Origin of the sequence: Sphingobium sp. JS3065 (assembly GCF_026427355.1) — a bacterium.
Lineage (GTDB): Bacteria > Pseudomonadota > Alphaproteobacteria > Sphingomonadales > Sphingomonadaceae > Sphingobium.
On record NZ_CP102664.1, the window covers coordinates 2,701,703 to 2,723,966 of the forward strand.

The 22,264-nt window shown below is 65.4% G+C and carries 17 protein-coding genes; 7 read left to right on the top strand and 10 right to left on the bottom strand.

Going from position 1 to position 22,264, the window contains the following annotated elements; genetic code table 11:
• Window positions 1-107 precede the first annotated feature (107 nt).
• Both NUH86_RS13260 and NUH86_RS13265 read right to left on the bottom strand, forming a co-directional pair.
• Window positions 108-410: a hypothetical protein gene (locus NUH86_RS13260; protein ID WP_267249933.1), complete on the bottom strand. Its 303-nt coding sequence runs from the start codon at window positions 408-410 to the stop codon at window positions 108-110.
• Window positions 411-433: 23 nt separating this feature from the next.
• Window positions 434-3,301 carry a M16 family metallopeptidase gene (locus NUH86_RS13265; RefSeq protein WP_267249934.1) on the bottom strand — a complete coding sequence of 956 codons (2,868 nt, stop codon included), beginning with the start codon at window positions 3,299-3,301 and terminating at the stop codon, window positions 434-436.
• 135 nt (window positions 3,302-3,436) lie between these two features.
• Here NUH86_RS13265 and NUH86_RS13270 point away from each other — a divergent pair, with 135 nt between their 5' ends.
• Both NUH86_RS13270 and clpB read left to right on the top strand, forming a co-directional pair.
• Window positions 3,437-5,071, top strand: coding sequence for a M28 family metallopeptidase (locus tag NUH86_RS13270; protein ID WP_267249935.1), 1,635 nt, complete (start codon window positions 3,437-3,439; stop codon window positions 5,069-5,071).
• 103 nt (window positions 5,072-5,174) lie between these two features.
• Window positions 5,175-7,754, top strand: a complete 2,580-nt coding sequence (gene clpB / locus NUH86_RS13275) for an ATP-dependent chaperone ClpB (RefSeq protein ID WP_267252140.1) — start codon at window positions 5,175-5,177, stop codon at window positions 7,752-7,754.
• Between the two features lie 215 nt (window positions 7,755-7,969).
• Here clpB and NUH86_RS13280 read toward each other — a convergent pair whose 3' ends face one another.
• The 4 genes from NUH86_RS13280 to xseA form a co-directional block, all read right to left on the bottom strand.
• Entirely contained in the window at window positions 7,970-10,810 is a 2,841-nt protein-coding gene (locus tag NUH86_RS13280; RefSeq protein ID WP_267249936.1) for a TonB-dependent receptor, read from the bottom strand.
• A gap of 322 nt (window positions 10,811-11,132) precedes the next feature.
• Window positions 11,133-11,966 (bottom strand): M23 family metallopeptidase, encoded by an 834-nt coding sequence (locus NUH86_RS13285; RefSeq protein WP_267249937.1) that lies wholly within the window; start codon window positions 11,964-11,966, stop codon window positions 11,133-11,135.
• A 16-nt stretch (window positions 11,967-11,982) separates the two neighbouring features.
• The gene (locus NUH86_RS13290) at window positions 11,983-12,192 is read right to left on the bottom strand and encodes a DUF2093 domain-containing protein (protein WP_013848005.1); all 210 of its coding nucleotides are present in this window, start codon (window positions 12,190-12,192) and stop codon (window positions 11,983-11,985) included.
• Between the two features lie 31 nt (window positions 12,193-12,223).
• Entirely contained in the window at window positions 12,224-13,723 is a 1,500-nt protein-coding gene (xseA, locus tag NUH86_RS13295) for an exodeoxyribonuclease VII large subunit (RefSeq protein WP_267249938.1), read from the bottom strand.
• 7 nt (window positions 13,724-13,730) lie between these two features.
• Here xseA and purD point away from each other — a divergent pair, with 7 nt between their 5' ends.
• Together purD and NUH86_RS13305 are read left to right on the top strand one after the other, a co-directional pair.
• On the top strand, window positions 13,731-15,014 hold the full coding sequence (gene purD, locus NUH86_RS13300) for a phosphoribosylamine--glycine ligase (RefSeq protein WP_267249939.1): 1,284 nt from the start codon (window positions 13,731-13,733) through the stop codon (window positions 15,012-15,014).
• A 78-nt stretch (window positions 15,015-15,092) separates the two neighbouring features.
• Window positions 15,093-15,620 (top strand): hypothetical protein, encoded by a 528-nt coding sequence (locus tag NUH86_RS13305; RefSeq protein ID WP_267249940.1) that lies wholly within the window; start codon window positions 15,093-15,095, stop codon window positions 15,618-15,620.
• Between the two features lie 132 nt (window positions 15,621-15,752).
• Here NUH86_RS13305 and NUH86_RS13310 read toward each other — a convergent pair whose 3' ends face one another.
• Genes NUH86_RS13310 through NUH86_RS13325 form a run of 4 tightly spaced genes read right to left on the bottom strand, consistent with a single transcriptional unit; the run spans window position 15,753 to window position 19,930 of the window.
• Window positions 15,753-16,550, bottom strand: a complete 798-nt coding sequence (locus NUH86_RS13310; RefSeq protein ID WP_267249941.1) for an inositol monophosphatase family protein — start codon at window positions 16,548-16,550, stop codon at window positions 15,753-15,755.
• Window positions 16,537-17,883 carry a TldD/PmbA family protein gene (locus NUH86_RS13315; protein WP_267249942.1) on the bottom strand — a complete coding sequence of 449 codons (1,347 nt, stop codon included), beginning with the start codon at window positions 17,881-17,883 and terminating at the stop codon, window positions 16,537-16,539. Before NUH86_RS13315 ends, NUH86_RS13310 begins: the two co-directional genes overlap by 14 nt.
• A 48-nt stretch (window positions 17,884-17,931) precedes the next feature.
• A complete protein-coding gene (gene nudC / locus NUH86_RS13320) occupies window positions 17,932-18,873 on the bottom strand; it encodes an NAD(+) diphosphatase (protein ID WP_267249943.1) in 942 nt (313 codons plus the stop codon).
• Window positions 18,860-19,930, bottom strand: coding sequence for an A/G-specific adenine glycosylase (locus NUH86_RS13325; protein ID WP_267249944.1), 1,071 nt, complete (start codon window positions 19,928-19,930; stop codon window positions 18,860-18,862). Before NUH86_RS13325 ends, nudC begins: the two co-directional genes overlap by 14 nt.
• 26 nt (window positions 19,931-19,956) lie before the next feature.
• Here NUH86_RS13325 and NUH86_RS13330 point away from each other — a divergent pair, with 26 nt between their 5' ends.
• From NUH86_RS13330 to NUH86_RS13340, 3 genes are all read left to right on the top strand, one after another.
• Window positions 19,957-20,517, top strand: a complete 561-nt coding sequence (locus NUH86_RS13330) for a DUF721 domain-containing protein (RefSeq protein WP_416365327.1) — start codon at window positions 19,957-19,959, stop codon at window positions 20,515-20,517.
• 266 nt (window positions 20,518-20,783) lie between these two features.
• On the top strand, window positions 20,784-21,443 hold the full coding sequence (locus tag NUH86_RS13335; RefSeq protein WP_267249946.1) for a thioredoxin domain-containing protein: 660 nt from the start codon (window positions 20,784-20,786) through the stop codon (window positions 21,441-21,443).
• 45 nt (window positions 21,444-21,488) lie between these two features.
• Window positions 21,489-22,223, top strand: a complete 735-nt coding sequence (locus tag NUH86_RS13340) for a thioredoxin domain-containing protein (protein WP_267249947.1) — start codon at window positions 21,489-21,491, stop codon at window positions 22,221-22,223.
• The last annotated feature ends 41 nt before the right edge of the window (window positions 22,224-22,264 follow it).

The window sequence follows — 22,264 nt, forward strand, 5'->3', positions numbered from 1 at the left end:
CGAAACCCTGGGGTCGCGCCAGATCGGCCTTGGGGAGGATCAATGCGGCATAAAAAAGGAGCCGGGAACTTCCGTTCCCGGCTCCTTCCTCTATCCTGCCGAACCGATCAGCCCCGGCGCGTTCCCGAAAAGCCCGCCGCGCCGAACGCCCCAAGCTGCATCGTGCCGCTGATGCTGTCCCCGCTCACCTCCGCCTCGCATTCCAGCGTCATCGGCATCGGGATGGTCATGTTCATCTTCCAGCTCAGCTTGTTGCCGTCGACCTTGCCCTCCGCCACGTCGAGCGAGCCCATCATGCCGGCGAAGGTGCCGTGAAAGCCGTCGCCCGAACTGATGACGGTGAACACGCCGTTCTGGTCGCCCATCGGGGTCTTCGCCACGCAATCATAGGCGCCGTCCACTGCTGCCATAGCACTTCTCCTTTACGTTAGCGTCAATCCGCCAATGTGCCCATTTCTACCGGAAGGCCGACCGCGTCAAGCTGCGGCTTCACCAATTTCGCGTCGCCCACCACGACCCAGATCAGCCGGTCGGGATTGATCGCCTCCCGCGCCGCCTTGTCGAGGTCGGCCGCCGTCATCGCGCGATAGACGCCCGGCAGGCTGGCATAATAATCGTCCGGCCGCCCCAGCATCCGGTTCCGCATCATCGCGCCCAGCAGGTCGGACGAGGTTTCGAAGCTGCCCGGCAGCGACAAGATCTGGCTGTTGATCGTCTGGTTCCGCTCCGCCTCGGTCGTGCCCTTGGCGGTCAGGAAATCGCTGATGTCCTTGCGGGCGGCGACGATGGATTCGCCGGTCTTGTCGGTCTGCACCGGGGCATAGACGAGCAGCGGGATCGTCTCCTTGACGCCGGGAAGCGCGCTGCCCGCATAATAGGCCCAACCCTTGGTCTCGCGCAGGTCCATGATCAGGCGGGACGTCGAACTGCCGCCCAGCACTTCATTCGCGGTCAGCAGCGTCACCGGATTGTCGGTGCCCGCCTTGTTGGTGAGCAGCCCGGCCAGGATCATCGACTGCGGGCTTTGCGGCTTGTCGACCAGGATGATGCGCGAGGGGCGCATCATGCGGTCCATGCGGAACAGCTTGGTCCCTTTGGCGGCCTTGGGCGCTTTCCAGTTGCCGAAGCGCTTTTCCAGCAGCGGCATCACGTCGGCCAGCGTGGTATCGCCGGTCACGAAGATGGTCGCATTGTCGGGCCGCAGCCATTTGCCATGGAAGGCGACCAGATCGGCCCGTGTCACCGCCTTGACCCCGCTTTCCGTGCCGGAGCCGGTGAAGGGGATGCCATAGGGGTGCGCCTGCCCGTAAAGCAGCGGCGGCAGCAGGCGCTGCGCGATCGGCATGGGTTCGGTCTTTTCCGCCGCGATCCGGGTCAGAACCTGCCCGCGCAGGCGTTCCACCTCGGTCGGCGCGAAGGCCGGGTTGCGGATCACGTCCGCCAGCAGGCCCAGCGAAGCATCCAGATTGGGCTTCAGCGCATAGAGGCCGACATTGGTGGCGTCCATGCCATTGCCCGCGCTGATCGAGGCGCCCAGCCGCTCCTGTTCCTCCGCGATCTGCACCGAACTGCGCGTCGTCGTGCCTTCGTCCAGCAGCGCCGTGGTCAGCCCCGCCGTGCCCAGCTTCGCCTTGTCGTCGGCGGCGTTGCCCGCGTCGAAGGATACGGATACCCGCACCACCGGCACCGTGGCGCGGCGCGCGAAGACGACCGGAATTCCGTTCTTCAAGGTCGCATGCTCGACCGCCGGGAATTCCAGATCCTTGACCGGCTCGATCCCCGGTTCCGCGATCTTCGTGGGCGGCGGCGGGGTCGCGGCCACCGGCGCGGGCTTCTTGGGATCGCGGAAATAAGCGGGATGATGGGTGGCATTGCCCGCCAGCGCATTATCCTCCGCCGAGCGCTCGCCCGGCGCCACGGTCAGGCGGAATACCGGCCTTCCCAGCCATTTGCGCGCCGCCTCGCTCACCGATTGCGGCGTGGCGGCGGCGGCGGCCAAATCCTTCTTATATTTGGCCGGATCGTTGGAATAGACCGCCCCCTCGGCCAGCGTCACCGCCTTGCCGCTGAAACCGCCGACCTTCTCCAGCCCGCCGATGGTCCCGGAAAGCTGCTGCGTGGCGGCGCGCTGCACCTCGTCGGCGGTCGGCCCCTTGGCGAGATAATCGGCCAGAAGCTGGTCGAGCCGCTTGCCCACCGCCGCCGCATCCTGCCCCGGCTTCACATCCACGGTAATCTCCGCGAGCGAGAGCTTCTCGAAGGGCTGGATGCTGGCCTTGACGCCGACCGCCACCTTCTCGTCGCGCACCAATATATTGTCGAGCCGCGAGGATTTGAGCCCGCCGAACACCGCCATCGCCAGATTGAGCGGCGTCAGATCGTCCGAATTCACCCCCGGCACGATCCAGTTGCGGTAAAGCCGCGTGGCCGCGACATTGTCGTGCATCACCTTCTCGACATCCTGGCCAAGCGTCGGAACGGTGGCGTCCACATCCTGGGGCGCGGGACCGGCGGGAATGTTGCCGAACCATTTTTCGACCTTCGCCTTCGCCGTCGGCGCGTCGATGTCGCCCGCCAGCACCAGCACGGCGTTGTTCGGGCCATAATGGGTCTTGAACCATGTCTGCACGTCGGCAAGGCTGGCGGCATTCAGGTCCGCCATCGAACCGATGGTCGAGTGGCGATAGGGGTGCCCCTCCGGCAGCATCGCGGCCAACTGCGCATATTCGACCAGGCCATAGGGTTCATTTTCGCCCATGCGCTTTTCATTCTGGACGACGCCGCGCTGGGTATCCAGCTTGGCCTGGGTGACGGCGCCCAGCAGATGCCCCATCCGGTCCGATTCCAGGAACAGCGCCCGGTCCAGCGCGCCGGTCGGCACCGTCTCGAAATAATTGGTGCGGTCGAACCAGGTCGTGCCGTTCCAGTCGGTCGCGCCGATATCCTCCAGACGCCCGAAGAACGGCCCATCGGCATTTTCCGAACCGTAGAACATCAGATGCTCGAACAGATGGGCGAAGCCGGTCTTGCCCGCCGGTTCGAAGCGCGATCCCACATGATACCAGATCGACACGCCCACCACCGGCGCCTTGCGGTCGGTGTGGACGATGACGCGCAGGCCGTTCTTCAGCGTGAATTCCTCATAGGGAATGTCCACCGCCGCCACCAGGCTGGAAAGCGGCGCGGGCGCGCTGGCCGCCTGGGATGCGGGGGCCGCCACCGCCTGCATCGGGGGCAGGAGCGCAAGCGAGGACAGGCCGAGCATCAGGGCGAACCGGCGGGAAAAAGGGGAGAAGGTCATGCGCGCCTCATGATGATCATGGTTGGGCGGGCAGCATAGCGGGGCGTTTTAGCCGCGCAATACGCTTTCCGCTGGACAGGCCGGACGGGCGCGATAGGCTTTGCCCTCAACCAATGAAAAAAGGTTTCGCGCCCGATGCGCCTTCGCTCCTTCGCCCTTGCCTCCACCCTCGTCCTTGCACTCGCCGCATCTGGCCCGGCTTCCGCCGATACCGTCCCCGCCATCACCGGGGAGGGCATTCGCGCCGACATCGGCTTCCTGGCCGACGACCTGCTGGAGGGGCGCGACGCGGGCACGCGCGGCTATGACGTCGCCGCCCGCTATGTCGCCGCCCGGTTCGAGACTCTGGGGCTGAAACAGGCCGTGCCGGATAGCTGGTATCAGCCCATGACGCTCGCCGTGGCGCGGCTCGACAAAGGCGCCGCTCCGTCGGTCAGCATCGGCGGCAGGCGGTTCGCCAACGGGGACGATGTCGCAGTCGGCGCCTTCGGCCGCGAGCCGAAGCAGAGCATCGAAGCGCAGGCGGTGTTCGTGGGCTATGGCCTGAAATCCGACCGCGAGAAGATCAACGACTATGCCGGTCTCGACCTCAAGGGCAAGTTCGCGGTGGCGCTGTCCGGTTCGCCGCTCGGCATGCCGAGCGAGATCGGCGCGCATCTGGCCGCCGAAAAGTCGCTGGCCGCGCAACAGGCGGGCGCCATCGGCCTGATCACCATTCCCAGCGCCACGATGCTGGCCCGCACCCCCTGGGAAAAGCTGCGCGACCGGGCGCAGCATCCGACGGTAAGCTGGATCGGCAAGGACGGTCAGCCCTATGTCCGCACGCCCGCCATCCGGGGCACCGCCACCGTGACCGGGACCGCCGCCGACGCGCTGCTGGCCGGATCGGGCAAGACCATCGCCGCGATCCGGGCGCAGGCGGAGAAGAAGGGCGCGCGGCCCAGGGGCTTCGCGCTCAAGCCCGGCATCCGCATCGACCGCGCCAGCACCGTCGAGACCGCGCCCAGCCGCAATGTGCTGGCGGTGCTGCCCGGTTCCGACCCGGCGCTTGCCCATGAATATGTGCTGCTGATGGCGCATCTCGACCATCTGGGAGTCAAGGAAGACGGCAAGGGGCCGGACAAGGTCTATAATGGCGCGATGGACAATGCGTCGGGCGTGGCGACCATGCTGGCGGTGGCGAAGGCCTTTGCGGAAAGCGGGGAGCGGCCGAAACGCTCCATCCTGTTCGCGGCGGTGACGGCGGAGGAGGACGGGCTGCTCGGTTCGCAATATCTCGCCAGGAATCCGGTCCTGCCAGCGGGTGGAAAGCTGGTGGGCGTGGTCAATCTGGACATGCCGATCCTGACCTATGATTTTCGGGACGTGATCGCCTTCGGCGCCGAGCATTCGACCCTTGGGCCGATCGTGGAGAAGGCGGCCAGGTCCGAGGGCATCTCGCTCTCACCCGACCCCTTGCCCGCGGAGGGACTGTTCACCCGGTCCGATCATTATCGCTTCGTGCAGGAGGGGGTGCCGGCGGTGTTCCTGATGACGGGGTTCGCCGGGCCGGGGAAAGAGGCGTTCGAACATTTCCTCAAGACCGACTATCACCAGCTCTCCGACCAGATGAGCCTGCCCTTCCGTTGGGAGGCGGCGGCCAAGTTCGCCAAGGTGAACTACGCCATCGCCCGCGAGATTGCCGATGAGCCGGAGGCGCCGCGCTGGTACAAGGGCGATTTCTTTGGGGATGCCTTTGCGCCGAATGCGCCCAAGGCGGTGAAACCATGAATGACTTGGTGAATTGAGAGAGGATAAGGATATTTGCGTAGGGCCTCTTGTGTGGCTTTTATGCAACATTACATCGTGATCCAACTTCACGAAGGGGAACATGATGAACCTCGAAAAATTTACGGACCGCGCCAAGGGCTTTCTCCAGTCGGCGCAGACCGTCGCGATCCGGATGAGCCACCAGCGCATCAGCCCGGAGCATCTGTTGAAAGCGCTGCTGGAGGACCAGCAGGGCATGGCGTCCGGCCTGATCAAGGCGGCGGGCGGCGATGCGGGCGTGGCGCTGCGCGAAACCGATGCGGCGCTGGCCAAGGTGCCGTCCGTTTCCGGCAGCGGCGCGCAGCAGACCCCCGGCCTGGACAATGACGCCGTGCGCCTGCTGGACAGCGCGGAGCAGGTCGCGGCCAAGGCGGGCGACAGCTTCGTCACGGTGGAGCGGCTGCTGTTGGCCCTCACCCTGGCCACCACCACGGCGGCGGGCAAGGCGCTGAGCGCCGCGGGCGTGAAGGCGGAGGCGCTGAACGCCGCGATCAACAATCTGCGCGGGGGCCGGACCGCCGACACGGCGGGCGCGGAAGATCGCTATGACGCGCTCAAGAAATTCGCCCGCGACCTGACCGAAGCGGCGCGCGCGGGCAAGCTGGACCCGGTGATCGGCCGCGACGAGGAAATCCGGCGCACGATCCAGATCCTTGCGCGCCGGACCAAGAACAACCCTGTCCTCATCGGCGATCCCGGCGTCGGCAAGACTGCCATCGCCGAGGGGCTGGCGCTGCGCATCGCCAATGGCGACGTGCCCGACACGCTGAAGGACCGCACGCTGATGGCGCTCGACATGGGGTCGCTGATCGCGGGCGCCAAATATCGCGGCGAGTTCGAGGAGCGGCTGAAAGGCGTGCTGGACGAGGTGAAGGGCGCGGAAGGCCAGATCGTCCTCTTCATCGACGAGATGCACACGCTGATCGGTGCGGGCAAATCCGAAGGGGCGATGGACGCGGGCAACCTGCTGAAGCCTGCGCTGGCGCGGGGCGAGCTGCATTGCATCGGCGCGACCACGCTCGACGAATATCGCAAATATGTGGAGAAAGACCCGGCGCTCCAGCGGCGGTTCCAGCCGATCTTCGTGGGCGAGCCGACGGTGGAGGACACCATCTCCATCCTGCGCGGCCTCAAGGAGAAATATGAACTGCACCATGGCGTGCGGATCACCGATGGCGCGATCGTGTCGGCGGCGACGCTTTCCAACCGCTACATCACCGACCGTTTCCTGCCGGACAAGGCCATCGACCTGATGGATGAGGCCGCCAGCCGCCTGCGCATGGAGGTGGAGTCCAAGCCGGAGGAGATCGAGACGCTCGACCGGCGGATCATCCAGCTCAAGATCGAGCGGGAGGCGTTGAAGAAAGAAACCGACAAGGCTTCGCAGGACCGTCTGGCGGCGCTGGAGGAAGACCTCGCCAATCTGGAGCAGCAGTCGGCCGAACTCACCCAGCGCTGGCAAGCCGAAAAGGACAAGATTGCGGGCGAAAGCAAGCTCAAGGAACAGTTGGACGCGGCGCGGGTCGAACTGGACCAGGCGCAGCGGGCGGGCGATCTCGCCAAGGCGGGGGAACTGGCCTATGGCCGCATCCCCGAACTGGAGCGCAAGCTGGAAGAGGCCCAGAATGTCACGCAGGGCGCGATGCTGCGCGAGGAAGTGACGAGCGAGGACATCGCCTCGGTCGTTTCCCGCTGGACCGGCATCCCTGTCGACAGGATGCTGGAGGGTGAGCGGGAGAAGCTGCTCGCCATGGAGGCGGAACTGGCCAAGCGCGTCATCGGGCAGGCCGATGCGGTGAAGGCCGTGTCGACCGCCGTGCGCCGGTCGCGGGCGGGGTTGCAGGATCCGAACCGGCCTTTGGGGTCGTTCCTGTTCCTCGGCCCAACCGGCGTCGGCAAGACGGAGCTGACCAAGGCGCTGGCCGGATTCCTGTTCGACGACGATAGCGCGATGGTGCGGATCGACATGAGCGAGTTCATGGAGAAGCACTCGGTCGCCCGGCTGATCGGCGCGCCTCCGGGCTATGTCGGCTATGAGGAAGGCGGCGTGCTGACCGAAGCCGTCCGCCGCCGCCCCTATCAGGTCGTCCTGTTCGACGAGGTGGAGAAAGCCCATAGCGACGTGTTCAACGTGCTGCTGCAGGTGCTGGATGACGGTCGCCTGACCGATGGGCAGGGCCGCACGGTGGACTTCACCAACACGATCATCGTGCTGACGTCGAACCTGGGCAGCCAGTTCATCGCCAGCCTGGCCGACGACGAGCCGGTCGAGAAGGTCGAGGACCAGGTGATGGACATCGTGCGGGCGCATTTCCGGCCGGAGTTCCTGAACCGGCTGGACGAGGTGATCCTGTTCCACCGCCTGGGCGCGAGCCATATGGCCCCGATCGTCGACATTCAGGTGGCGCGGATCGGGAAGCTGTTGAAGGATCGCAAGGTGACGCTCGACCTGACAGACGGCGCGCGGGCGTGGCTGGGCAGAGTCGGGTACGATCCGGTCTATGGCGCACGGCCGCTGAAACGGGCGGTGCAGCGTTATTTGCAGGACCCGTTGGCGGATTTGATCCTGCGCGGGGAGGTGCCGGATGGGGCGACGGTGCGGGTTGATGAGGGGGATGGGGGGTTGAAGCTGGACCTGGCTTAGAGCGATTTCCAGTCAGATGGCATCATCTGATGTTTAAGAAATCGCGTTAAAACAAAGGAATAGAGCTTTGTTGCCGCATCGGCTTTTGCAAAAATCGGATCCACTTTTCTGCGCGATACTCAAAAAAAGCCCCCCGATGATCAAACATCGGGGGGCTTCCGATTCTGACGGCAAGTCAGTTGGCAGGCTTTGATGCTCCTGCCTTCGGGATAGCATCAGAACTTGGCGGTGATGCCCGCGAAGAACTGCCGTCCCAGCACATCATAAACCGTCGGGAAGGTATTGGCCGCATTATGCGTGGTGCTTCCCGCTTCCGAACCGACAATCGGGGGACGCTTGTTGAAAAGATTTTCGGCGCCAACGCGGAAGGTGAACGATTTTTCGATGTTGAAAGACAGGGTCGCATCGAAATAGTTCTGGGCCTTGATGCTCGACACCAGAATGTCCGTACCGACGTCCTGCTTTACCTTGCCGAAATAACGCCAGCGGCCCATCAGCGTCACGCCGCCGTTGGAATAGGTCATCGCAGCGACGTGCTTCCACTTGGGAATGGGAGCAAGGTTACAGGCAAAGCCAAAACGACCTGCGCATTCAGTCACCGGCGCGAAGGTCGCGCCCTGCTTGGCATATGTGTCCAGCCATGTGCCGTTCAGCGTGAAGCTGATTTGCCCGGCCCCGACGCGGTGGTCATAATTGACGCCAACATCAATGCCTTTGGTTTGGATGAAAGCGCTATTCGCATAGGCCTGATCGACACCATAGGTGATGTTGCCGCTGAGCGATCCCGTCAGCGCATTGCGGGTGATCGCCTGACAATAGGCACTATTGAGGTCTTGAGCCACGAGATAGCAGCCGTTCACCACATTCTGCGGCGATCCGCCCAGCGCATCGATGGCATTGCTGATGGTAATATCGAACCAGTCGACCGACACCGAAAGACCCGGCACCTGGCCGGGGGTCAGTACGACACCCAGCGTATAGGTATCCGATTTTTCGGCTTTCAGGTTCAGATTGCCGCCGCTGAAAGCGTTGATCTGACCTGCGACGGGTTCCGGAATATTCGCTACAGAATAGGTCGAACCCGGTGCGCCGGTGCCCAGGCAAAGCGCCGTCAACGTGGCATTGCCGACCGGAGCCCCTTCAGCACAGGGATCTATGGCGAGATTGTCAATCGTAGAGACTGGCGGCGCGGTCAGTTCATAGATATTCGGCGCGCGCACGGCCCGCTGATACAGGCCGCGGAAACGAATGCCCTCGACCGGCGACCAGTCGCCGCCGGCTTTATAGGCATGCACGCCACCCACGGTGGAGTAGTCCGAATAACGATAGCCCAATTCCAGGCTGAGCGAATTGAAGAAGGGACGGTCCGTGACCAAAGGAACGCGAAGTTCGCCGTAAATTTCCTTGGTATCGAAATGATAGGGAGCCAGATTGAAACCCTGACCGTAACCGATCAGATCGCCTGAAGCATAGGCTGCATCGACGTCCGTCCGCGCGCTTTCACGCCGATATTCCGCGCCAACCGCGAAGGCGACCGGGTTTTCGGCCCAAGGACTGACGAGACCGCCAATATCACCCGACAGAGAGCCCCCGGCGACGAACTGGGTGGTCTTGTCCTTCTGCCGACCGCTCGTCAGGATAAAATCCAGCACGCTACCCGAAATCGGGGTGGTCGTGAAAAGATTGAGCGGCTGACAGCCGTTCGACGTGTCACGGCACTGAATGCCGTTGGGGCCCATCACGGCATCCAGTGCCTGCGCGGTGCGCGCATAGGTGATGTCGTTAAGATAGGCAATATCGCGCTTGGACTCGCTGTACTGGGCAAACACTTCCCAATTCATCTCGCTGACCTGTCCGCGGAATCCGCCAACGAACTGCCACGCTTCATTGTCATAGGTCGTTGTGCGGCCGCCGCTTTCGACGATGCGCCGACGTATGCCGATGGTCGTCGTGCCGTCCGCATTGATCTGGGACAATGGGCTGTTGAACAGCAGATCACGCTGCTGAGCGGTCAGGAACGCATTGTCGGGAGCGATATCGAAAGTATAGCCGAAGGTTCCGGTAGGCGCCGACTGGCTGTTCACCTTGGAACTCAGATAATTGCCGCGGCCGAAAAATTCGATCCCATCCGTCAGTTCATAGCGGAGCAGCGCAGTTGCAGTGTAGCGCTCCTGCGGGACGACCAGATAATTGGGCGGCGCGTAATTATAGGGTTGGTAATATGGGACGAAATCATTATTCGCGCCGATCTGGTAATAATTCGTATTGCTATCGTCGAACGTATTGTCGATTACAGTCGGCACGGACGTCGAACTGCCGCCAGGCGAAAGGTCGTCGGAAAAGCGCGCCGGGTTGGCGAAGGACCGCTGGCCCTGATAGACAACTTCACGCTTGGTATAGCCACCCGACAGGACGATGTTGCCGCGACCGCCGCCGAATTCCAACCCCCCGGTCAATGACAAATCATAGACTTGGCCATCACCGCTTTGCGTGATCTGGGTCGAGGCATCCGCCTGAAGGCCAGTGAAGCGATCGTTGAGGATGAAGTTGACCACGCCGGCGACGGCATCCGATCCATAGACGGCCGAAGCACCGCCGGTCAGTACGTCAACCCGCTTGATCAGTGCGACAGGGATCGCGTTGACATCGACAGTGCCCTGCGAATCATATGAAACCTGTCGCTTGCCGTTCACCAACACGAGCGTGCGATTGTCACCCAAACCGCGCAGGTCGACGGTAGCCACGCCGGGGTTGCCGTTGTTGACGGTGGAGGCGATGGCAGGAACAAATTGTGGATTTTGCGCGAGCAGCTTTTCGACAGTGGGCGAGTTGCTCTGCTTGAACTGTTCCTGGCTCAAAGTAGTGACTGGGCTGGATGCTTCCAGATCAGGCCGCACAATACGCGAGCCAGTCACGATAATGACGCTGTCATCATCGGCAGGGGGCGCGTCCTGTGCGAAAGCGGGTGCGGAGAAAGCCGCGAGGCCGGCGCCGACGAGAGTCAACGCCTGAAGAGCCGCGCCACCGCGCAGCCCGATCTTGGTTATGGTCTTCACTATCCAGTCCCTTGCTCTGGAGGCGTGCGGATTGGCCCGCGCGCTTTTTCTGGACGTGTGAAGAGGGCGAAAGAGCCCGACAGCAAACCCTCTTCACACGTACTGCGCGATATTCTGCGCAGTCGTTTTATCAGTGTAAAGCAGGGTCAGGGGTCGAAAATCGCATTTGACAGAAACTGTAGCAAATATGCCACAATGGGGCAAAATGGTCGTTGAACGCCCGTATAACAACTTTGTTATTGGCCCGTGTTTCCGGGAAAAACTTTCGCATTCCGGCGCGCATAAACACATAAAGAAAATTATAGTTCCGCGAAATATTAATTCAACCCGCTGGCATGGGTCCGGCCAATAAAAGCGGGTCGATCCGCGCGTCGTTCCACTTCATCCCCCAGTGGAGATGCGGTCCGGTGGCTCGCCCCGTGGCCCCGATCGCGCCGATGCGCTGCCCCTGGACCACATGCTGCCCCTTCGTCACATCGATCCGCGACAGATGCAGGAAGGCGCTGTTGAGACCATGGCCATGGTCGATCATCAACAGATTGCCCTCCAGCGTGAAGGGGCGGTCGGCGGCCAGGATCACCACCCCGTCAGCCGGTGCGACGACGGGTTCGCCCGGTGCGCCAGCGACGTCGACGCCGCCATGATATGCGCCAGGCTGGCCCTGATAGATGCGCTGCGCACCGAACAGGCCGGATATGCGTCCGATGCGCGGCCAGATGAACCGCTGGCGCCAGCCCTGCGCATCCGTCACCATGTTGCGCGCGGCGGCGATCCGTTCCAGTTCCGGCCTGCGCAGAGCGAGGAAGGCTTCCGTGCTTTTCGTGGGGCGCAGCGGCGTGTTCACCTGCTCGATCCGCCAGGCGCGGGGCGCGACGGTGAGGGCGCGGTCGAGCAGCGCGCCATCGGCAAGGCGTCCGGTAAGCCGGGCCTGCGGCGCGGCATCGCGGTCGAAGCCGATCAGGAAGCGGCCATCGGCATCGACCGGCACCAGTTGCCCGTTGAAGCGCAGTTCGACCGTCCCCTTCGGCGCCGTGCCCAGCAGGACGCCGCCCTGAACGGGCGCGCCGGTCAGCGCCAGTTCCGTCGTGGGCGGCGCTGCGGCAACCGTCATGCCAGCCATCGCCAGCGCAGCGGCGGCGGCGATCCGGCGCTTCATTTACGACCCCGGCATCTTACAGGCCACGCGCCTTCAATTCGGCCTGGGCGGAGATTTCGGCGCTGGCATAGGGTTCCTGCCGGGCGATGCTCCAATAGCGCAGATCGTCCAGCGGAATTTTCCGGCCGCTGACGGCGCAGACGACATGGTCGCCGGTTTGCAGCACGCGGAAGCTGTAGGCCATATAATGCAGCCGGGCCGGGCGGTCGCGGTTGGACATCAGCATGGGATAACTCGGCCTTTCTTGCGCAACGGCGTCATCGGGAAAACAGGTCCTGCTGGCCGGTTTCCCTGCCCTCGCGGGGTTTGCGCGGGGGGCGTGACGGGTTCGATATAGCTTCGGTTGGCGGCTTCTCAAGGGGGGCGGCGCCATCGATGGTCGCATCCACCGCGCCGTCGCGGAAATGCAGGGTGACGGCGCCCGCCGCCTGCGCATCCGCCACTGATTTCACCAGCCGGTCGCCTGCCATCACCCTGGCGAAACCGCGTTGCAGCGGCAGGTCGGGATTGACCGACAGGAACAGGCGCGACACCCGGTCGAACGCCGTCGCCCGGTCCTGATACACCCGCGCCAGATAATCCGGGCGCAGGTGCAGCCGGGCGACGCGCTCGGCGGCGCGGCTGACATATTGGCGCAGCAGGGCCGGGCGCAACGCCCCGCCCGCCTGGCCCAGATGCGTACGCGCATCGGCAATGCGATGCCGCAAGGCGCTGCCCAGGCCGTCCGACAACTGATCCAGCCTCTGCCGCTGGGGGGCAAGCAGCGTGTCGGGTGTCGGCATCAGCCGTGCCTGCATCTCCAGCCGTTCCCGCGCCTGCGCTGCGCCGCGCCGCACGGCCCGGTCCATGCGCAGCCCCTGCTCCGTCAGCATCGCCAGCAGTTCCGCCCGCACCGGCACCGCCATCTCCGCCGCAGCGGTGGGCGTGGGCGCGCGTATGTCGGCGGCATAGTCGCAGAGCGTCGTGTCCGTCTCATGCCCCACGGCGGAGATGATCGGGATGGAGCATTCGGCCACGGCCCGGACGACGATCTCCTCGTTGAAGCTCCACAGATCCTCGATCGATCCGCCGCCCCGCGCCACGATGACCAGATCGGGCCGGGGGATGGGGCCGCCGGGCTGCATCGCGCTGAAGCCGCGCACCGCCCGCGCCACCTGCTCCGCCGCGCCCTGCCCCTGCACCAGCACCGGCCAGAGCAGCACCTGCGTCGGGCAGCGATCCGCCAGCCGATGCAATATGTCCCGGATCACCGCGCCGGTCGGCGACGTCACGACGCCGATCACCCGTGGCATGAAGGGCAGGCGGCGCTTGGCGGATCGGTCGAACAGCCCCTCCGCCGCCAGTTTCTGCTTCAATTTTTCCAACAGGGCCATCAGCGCGCCTTCGCCCGCCAATTCCATCCGCTCGATCACGATCTGATATTTGGAGCGCCCCGGATAGGTGGTCAGCTTGCCGGTGGCGATCACCTCCACCCCGTCCTGCGGCGCGAAGGGCAGGCGCGCCGCCCCGCCCTTCCACATCACGCCGTCGATCACGGCATTGTCGTCCTTCAGGCACAGATAGATATGCCCCGACCCCGCCCGCTTGAACCCGGAAATCTCGCCGCGCAGGCGGACATGGCCGAAACGGTCCTCCACCGTGCGCTTCAGCAGGGCCGACAATTCGCTCACGCTGAGCGGCGGCGCGTTGTCGCCAGCGCGTTCCTCGGCTAACAGGCGCCCCGAGACATCATATCCAGCTTCATATTCCGGGGACATGGGCGAAATGAACATCCTTCTGTTGGGCGGCGGCGGCCGCGAACATGCTCTGGCGTGGAAGCTGGCGCAATCGCCCGCCCTCAGCACCCTTTATGCCGCGCCGGGCAACCCCGGCATAGCGCAGCATGCGACGTTGGTCGACCTGGATGCCACGGATCATCGCGCCGTCGTGGATTTCTGCCTGCGCCACAGCATCGGGCTGGTGGTGATCGGGCCGGAAGCGCCGCTGGTCGACGGGCTGGCCGACAATCTGCGGGTCAAGGGCTATCCGGTGTTCGGCCCCGGCAAGAAGGCGGCGCAACTGGAAGGATCGAAGGGCTTCACCAAGGATTTATGCAAGCGGGCGGGCATCCCCACCGCCGCCTATGAGCGCGTCACCAGCAAGGACGGCGCGATCGCCGCGCTGGACGATTTCGCGCTGCCGGTGGTGATCAAGGCGGACGGGCTGGCGGCGGGCAAGGGCGTGATCATCGCGGAAACCCGCGAGGAAGCGCTGGAGGCGCTCGATTCCATGTTCTCCGGCGCGTTCGGCGCGGCGGGCGAGGAAGTGGTGCTGGAAGAGTATATGACCGGGGAGGAAGCCAGCTTCTTCGCCCTGACCGACGGCAGCGCGATCCTGCCCTTCGGATCGGCGCAGGACCACAAGCGCGTGGGCGACGGCGACACCGGTCCCAATACCGGCGGCATGGGCGCCTATAGCCCGGCCCGCGTGCTGACCCCGGAACTGGAGGCGGAAGTGATCGAGAAGATCGTCCGCCCCACCGTCGACACGCTGGCTGCCGAGGGCACGCCCTATAGCGGCGTCCTCTATGCGGGGCTGATGCTGACCGCCGAAGGGCCGAAGCTGATCGAATATAATGCCCGTTTCGGCGATCCCGAATGCCAGGTGCTGATGATGCGCTTCGACGGCGATCTGGTCGCGTTGCTGCTCGCGGTGGCGGAGGGGCGGCTGGCCGAACAGGGGCCGGTGCAACTGGCGGATCGCACCGCGCTCACCATCGTCATGGCCGCGAACGGCTATCCCGGCACACCGGAAAAGGGCGGCGCGATCAGCGGCATCGACGCGGCGGAAGCCAGCGGGGCGCGGGTTTTCCATGCGGGCACGGCGGACAAGGACGGCGCGATCGTCGCCAATGGCGGCCGCGTGCTGAACGTCACCGCGACCGGCCACACGGTGAAGGCGGCGCAGGAAGCGGCCTATAAGGCGGTGGATGCCATCGGCTTCCCGACCGGCTTCTGCCGCCGGGATATTGGCTGGCGGGAAGTCGCGCGGGAGGAAGCAGCGCGCTGATCCCCTTGCGGCGCGCCCGCAACCATCCTTAAATAGGCCAAATTCAGACGGGCCAAATTCTAAGGGGAGGGACGAGCGATGCAGGAATTTTTCATGGACTATGGCCTGTGGCTGCTGATCGCGCTGTTGGTCATTATCGGCGTCGTTTTCCTGCTGTCCGGACGCAATCGGCCGAGCGAGCCTGTTGTGCCTGTGGAGGTGAAGAAGGCCGCCGCTCCCGTTGCCGCGCCGCCTGTCGCCGCGCCCCCCCTCGCCGCTCCCGCCGAGCCGGTGGTGCCTGAACCCGCCGCCGTTGCTCCGGTCGAACCTGTCGCGCCAGCGCCGCAGCCGATCCCGGTTTCGCCCGCCGTCACGACCCTTTCCAGCGGTGCGGACGACCTGTTGAAGCTGAAGGGCGTGGGGCCCAAGCTGAACATGTTGCTGATCGAACTGGGCGTCACCCGCTATGCGCAGATCGCCGGGTGGAACGACAGCGACATCGCCGCAATCGATGCGAAGCTGGGCAATTTCAAGGGCCGCCCGGTGCGCGACCAATGGATCGACCAGGCGAAATATCTGGCCGCGGGCGACCTGGCCGGATTCGAAGCCAAATATGGCAAGATCTGAGCGATCAGACCAGTAGCGGCGCTTTCAGCAGCGCGGGAGAAGATGGCGAGTGATCCGCGCCGTTTCGCCCTCACCCTTCCGCCGTGCCGTGCACGGCTCCCTCCCTCTCCCGCTGGGAGAGGGAATATTGGGCTAGGCGCGCCCCAATATTTCCTGCGCTCGCGGGGCCAGCCGTTCCGTCGCTGCGGCGTGGACGCCCGGCGCGGCGCATAGCAGGCCGAAGGCGGTCGGCTGCGGGCGGTTGAAGGAAAAGGGGTTGCCGAGCGCGTCGGTGACGATGGCCCCCGCCTCCTGCGCGATCAGCGCGGCGGCGGCGACGTCCCATTCATTGCCCCAGCGCACCGTCGCGACCAGATCGGCCTCGTCCGCCGCCACCATCGCCATGCGCAGCGCGATGCTGTTGGGCTTGTGCACGGTGACGAGATCGCGGTCGTAGCGGGGAAGCTGGTCGGCGGGCACCCGCGAACCGGGCAGAACGGCACGCGATCCCGCCTGCAAGGTTCGTCCGTTGCGGGTCGCGCCCGCGCCGGACTGGGCGATCCACAATTCGTTGCGGGCGGGCGCGGCCAATATGCCGAAGCGCACCGCGCCATGTTCCACCAGCGCCACCGATACCGCCCAGCCGGGACGCCCGCGCAGATAGTCCCTCGTGCCGTCGATAGGATCGACCACCCAGACGCGGGGCAGGCCGAGCCGGTGGACGGTATCCGCCGTCTCCTCCGACAGCCAGCCCGCCGACGGATCGATGGCGTAGAGCCGCTCCCGCAGCATCGCGTCCAGTTCCAGATCGGCCTCGCACACCGGATGGCCGGGCACCTTTTCCCACTGGCGCACGCGCGTCTCCCCGCCCGCCCAGAGCGTCAGGGCGCGGTCGGCGGCGTCGGAAACGGCCGCCACAACGTCGCGCAGGGGGATGTCAGCCGCCAGCAACGGTCATCCCGTCGACGCGGATCGTCGGCACGTTCATGCCATAGCGGAAGGCCAGGTCGTTGGCCGGGACCAGCGCCCGGAACATGTCCTTCAAATTACTGGCGATGGTGATTTCCGACACCGCCTGGCCCACCGCGCCATTTTCGATCAGGAAACCCGCCGCGCCCCGGCTGTAATCGCCGGTCACGCCATTGACGCCCATGCCGATCAGTTCGGTGATGTAGAGGCCACGCTTCACGTCCGCCATCAGTTCGCCGGGCGACAGCGTGCCCGGCTCCATATGCACATTGGTGACGCCCGCGCCCGGCGCGCCGCTTCCGCCCCGGCTGGCATGGCCGGTCGGCTCCAGCCCCAGTTGCCGCGCCGACGCGCTGTCCATCAGCCAGCCGGTCAGCACGCCCCGGTCGATCAAGGCGCGCCGTCCGACCGGAAGCCCCTCTCCGTCGAAGGGGCGCGAGCGCAAGCCGCGCAGGCGCAGCGGATCGTCGATGATCGTCACGCCTGCGTCGAACAAAGCCTCGCCCAGCGATTCCAGCAGGAAACTCGACCGGCGCGCAATGGCGGGGCCGACCATGCCGCCGATCAGATGGCCGACCAGGCTGGAGCCGATGCGCGGATCGAAAATGACCGGCATCATGCCGCTGCCGACCTTCACCGGGTTCAACCGCGCCACCGCCCGTTGTCCGGCGCGGGTTCCGACCGCATCGGCATCGTCCAGATCGACTATATGGCGGACGCTGTGGCTGGCATGGTCGCGCTGCATGTCCGCGCCGGTTCCGGCGAGGACGCTGGCCCAGGTGGAATGGCTGGTCCCGGCATAGGCCCCGGCAAAGCCGTGGCTGGTGGCGAGCGCCATCTGGCTGCGTCCGGTGGCGGCACCGCCGCCCTCGCTGTTGGTGACGCCGGGCACGGCCCGCGCCGCTTCCTCGGCCAGCAGGGCGCGGGCGCGCAGGTCCGCCGGTTCCGGCTCGAACGGGTCGGCCAGGTCGAGCGCGGGCAATGCGCCCTTCAGCAGCCGATCTTCAGGCGCGAGGCCCGCATAGGGGTCTTCGGGCGCCTGCCCCGCCATGGCGATGCAGCGGTCGACCAGAGTCGCCAATGTCGCGGGGTTCATGTCGGACGCCGAAATGCTGGCGGAGCGGCTGCCGATGAAGACGCGCAGGCCGATTTCCTCGCCCTCCGACCGTTCCACATCCTCCAGCGCGCCCAGCCGGACCGACACGTTGGTCGATGCGTTGCAGGCATAGATGGCGTCAGCCGCGTCAGCCCCCGCCCGGCGCGCCGCCGTCACCAGATCCTGGGCGCGGGACTGGGCTTCTTCTAGGCTGAGCATGGACTTTGTCGATTCCTGTGACGGGGGGTGCAGGGCGAAGGGGCGGCCTTACGCGCTTGGGTCGCGGTCGGCAACCTGCCAGCGCCCGGCCAGTTCCCGCTCATCCAGCCAATGCCGGAGCAGATGCCAGGCGACCGCCATCGGGGGCGGGGCGAGGAAGGGTGCGCCCTCCTCCCCGGCCATGGCGGCGCGAACGCCCTCCTCATCGCACCAGAAGGCATGTTCGATCTCATTTTCGTCGATCTTCAGCGCGTCGTCGTCGGCCTGCGCCGTGCAGGCGATCATCAGCGATGACGGGAAGGGCCAGGGCTGGCTGGTCACATAGCGCACCTTATGGGTTGCGATGCCCGCCTCCTCCCTGATCTCCCGGACGACCGCTTCCTCCAGCGTTTCGCCCGGCTCCACGAACCCGGCCAGCGCCGAATAGCGCCCCGCGGGCCAGCTATGCTGCCGCCCCAGCAACACCCGCCCGCGATGCTCGGCCAGCATGATCACGACCGGATCGACACGGGGAAAATGCTCCGCCTTGCACGACCCGCATTGCCGCGACCAGCCCGCCTTGGCGGGGGCGCTGCGCTGCCCGCACACCGAACAGAAGCGGTGCCGCGCATGCCAGGCCAACAGGCTGCGCGCCGCACCGTAGAGGGCGACCTCATGCCCCGGCACCTCGTCCGGCAAGGTTCGGCTGCGCGGCGTGGCGACAAGGCTGTGCGGCGCGTCGGCCAGCAATTCCGCGAAGATCGGCCGTTGCTGCTCGTCCACGCCCAGCAGGGCATGATGTTCGATCCAGGCATCGCCCGGCAGCGCCTCCATCACCAGATGGCCGTCCTCGACCACCGGCTCCAGCCCGTCCAGCACCAGCCTGCGGGCCAGCGGGGAGGCGAAGGCCTCTGCCAGCAGGGCGGGATTGCTGCGGACATGGTCGACCCGGTCCAGCCGTCCCCCGCCAAAGGCCACAAGCCGCGATTCCGGGATATTAGAGCCGTGCATCGTTCCTACTCTCCTTCATCGCCATTTCGGCGGCGCGGGCGAACAGGGTCGGCAGACCCGCCTTCCCGATTTCGGCCACCGGCCACCACTCACCCTCGCCGGGCGGCGTCACGTCCGGCCCCACATGGGCATGGTGCACCGTCAATGCGAGGGAGAAATGCGTAAAAACATGGGCGACCGGCTCCGCCAGCCGCCGCCAGGGCGCGGACAATGGCGGCGTCGCGTCAGGCGCGTCGTTCCATTCGGAGGAAGGCAAAGCCCGCATGCCGCCCAGCATCCCCTTGTCGGGCCGCCGCACCAGCCAGACATGTCCGTCCGGCCGCTCGATCCACCAGCCATGGCCCAGCCGGTGCGGCCTGGCCTTCTTCGCCGCCTTGACCGGGAAGGCGGCGGGATCGGCGGTCCGGAAAGCCGCGCAATCCTGCCGCAGGGGGCAAATCCCGCAGGCGGGGTTGCGCGCCGTGCAGATGGTCGCGCCCAGATCCATCATCGCCTGCGCAAAGTCCCCGGCGCGTAGGTCGGGCGTGATCGCGTCGGTCGCCGCCCGAATTTCCGCCCGCGCCGCGGGCAGGGGCGTGGCGATGGCGTAGAGCCGGGCCACCACCCGCTCCACATTGGCGTCGACCACCACGGCCCGCCGTCCGAAGGCGATCGCCGCTACCGCCGCCGCCGTATAGGCGCCCACGCCCGGCAAAGCGCGCAGCCCATCCTCCGTATCGGGAAAGACGCCGCCATGGTCGCCCGCCACCGCCCGCGCGCAGGCCAGCAGATTGCGGGCGCGGGCATAATAGCCAAGGCCTGCCCAGGCGGCCATGACATCCGCATCCGCCGCCGCCGCCAGCGCCGCCACATCGGGCCAGCGCTGCGTGAATTTCGCGAAATAAGGTCCGACCGCCGCCACTGTCGTCTGCTGGAGCATCACCTCCGACAGCCAGACGGGGTAGGGGTCGGCCGCATTGGCGCCCGGCGGGGCGCGCCAGGGCAGCTTGCGCGCATGGACATCATAATGGGCGAGCAGATCGGATGCTATTTTCCGGATGTTTCCCTCGACGCGCATGGCGACCCTATGCCATTAAGAAGCCCATGACGGAACGCCCAGAAACCCCTAAAAAAATGGCGACCCCAAAAACGAAAAGCCGCAAGGAGCAGGCTCAGGACCGCCCGCGCATCGGCGCGCCGCGCCGGATCGCGGACCTGATGCCCGCCATCGGCGCCGCCGCCTTCCGCAAATTCGGCTTCGTCCAGTCCAGCATCGTCACTCGCTGGGCGGAGATTGTGGGTGCCCATTATGCCGGGATCAGCGAACCCGAATCGATCCGTTTCCCGGCGGGCAAGAAGGCAGGCGGCACGCTGCAACTGACCGTCATGAGCGGCCATGCGCCGATGATCCAGCATGTGCTGCCCGACATTATCGACCGGGTGAACCGCTTCTTCGGCTATGCCGCCGTCGCCAAGGTCGCGATGAGGCAGGGCATGGTTCAGCCCCGGCAGCCGGAACGCCGCCCCCCACCGCGCAACCTGAAGCCCATTCCGGTCGAACTGGGCGATTCCCTGCGCGACATTGGCGACCCCGAACTGCGGGCGGTGCTGGAATCGCTGGCGCAGGGGCTGGCGAATAGCGGGGGTTTGCCCAAGATCGGCTAGGGTGTTTGCGGACCTATCCTATTCCTCCCCATCGGAAGATGGGGAGGGGGACCATGCGAAGCATGGTGGAGGGGAACGGGGCACGACCTCCGAATTTCCCCTCCACCACCGCCTTCGGCGGCGGTCCCCCTCCCCACGCTGCGCGTAGGGAGGAATGATGATCGCTCATGGCCATTTCCTGCCTTCGCACGTTGCGCTTGGGGACAGGAAGTATACATCATAGCCATCTTTGCCGTGACAGGGGCGGCGCATCAACGGACCACCGCATGACGAAATTTCGCCTGGCTTTCCTCTCCCTGCTCGCCGTTCCGGCGGGCCTTATCGCAGCCCCCGCCGCCAATTGGGTGAGCCGGGTCGCCCTGTCCCCGATCGGGGGTCATGTGCTGGGCAATCCCGCCGCGCCGACCAAGCTGGTCGAATATGTGAGCTACACCTGCTCCCACTGCGCCCATTTCGTGGCGGAGGCCAGCGCCCCCCTGCGCGCCGATTATGTGAAGGGCGGCAAGCTCAGCGTAGAGGTGCGCAATGCGGTGCGCGACAAATATGACCTGGCCGCCGCCCTGCTTGCCCGTTGCGGCGGCCCTGGTCGCTTCTTCGGCAATCATGAGGCCCTGTTCGCCAACCAGGGCGCATGGATGGAAAAGCTGATCGCCTATGAAAAGGACGCGGCCAAGCCGGCCGATCAGAACGCCGCCCTGCGCGACATCGGGCAGAAGACCGGCCTTTATGCCCTGATGGCGAAACGCGGCTTCAAGCCCGCGCAGTTGGACGCCTGCATCAACGATCCCGCCTCCATGAAGCAGATCCTGGCCATGACCGACGAAGCGTGGAACAAGGTGCGGATTGGCGGCACGCCTTCCTTCACGGTGAACGGCACGCTGGTCCAGGGGTCTGACTGGACGCGGTTGCAGGCGGCATTGCCCTGATCTAAACCGTGCAGGATAACGCCCGACAAACGGAGCCTGAATAACGTGAAAGCCCTTTCCGGACTTGCCCTCATCGCCCTTTGCCTGACCGTCGCCGCCTGCGGCAAGAAGGATGCGGGGGGCACCACTTCAGCCGAACCGGTCGCCGCCGTTGCCGCGCCTGCGGGCACGACATGGTCCGAAACCGTCGCCACCACGCCCGAGGGCCATTTCATCATGGGCAACCCCAATGCGAAGGTGAAGCTGATCGAATATGGTTCCTACACCTGTTCGCACTGCCGCGATTTCGCCGCTGAATCGGCCGAGGAGATCAAGCAGATCGTCGACAGCGGCAAGATGAGCTTCGAATTCCGCAACTATGTGCGCGATCCCATCGACATTTCGACCGCGCTGCTAGCGCGCTGCGGCGGCAAGGACATATTCTATCCCCTGTCCGACCAGTTCTTCGCCAACCAGAACGCGATGTTCGAAAAGGCGCAGGCGCTGGGCGACGAGAAATACAAGGCGCTGATGAGCGCCCCCCCGGCCGAGCGTTTCGGCCAGCTTGCCCAGGCGATCGGCCTGGTCGACTTCGCCAAGCAGCGCGGCATAGCGGAAGATCAGGCAAAACAGTGCCTGGCCGACACCGCCGCCGCCGAAAAGCTGGCCAAGGGCGTGGAAGAGGCGAACGCCCAATATAAGATCGAGGGCACGCCGAGCTTCATCCTGAACGGCGTGATGGTGGAGAATACCGCCGCCTGGCCGGCGCTGCGCACCAAGCTCAAGGAAGCGGGACTCTAAAAATCAGGGATTTGGGATTGGACAAGAGGGGGATGACGACA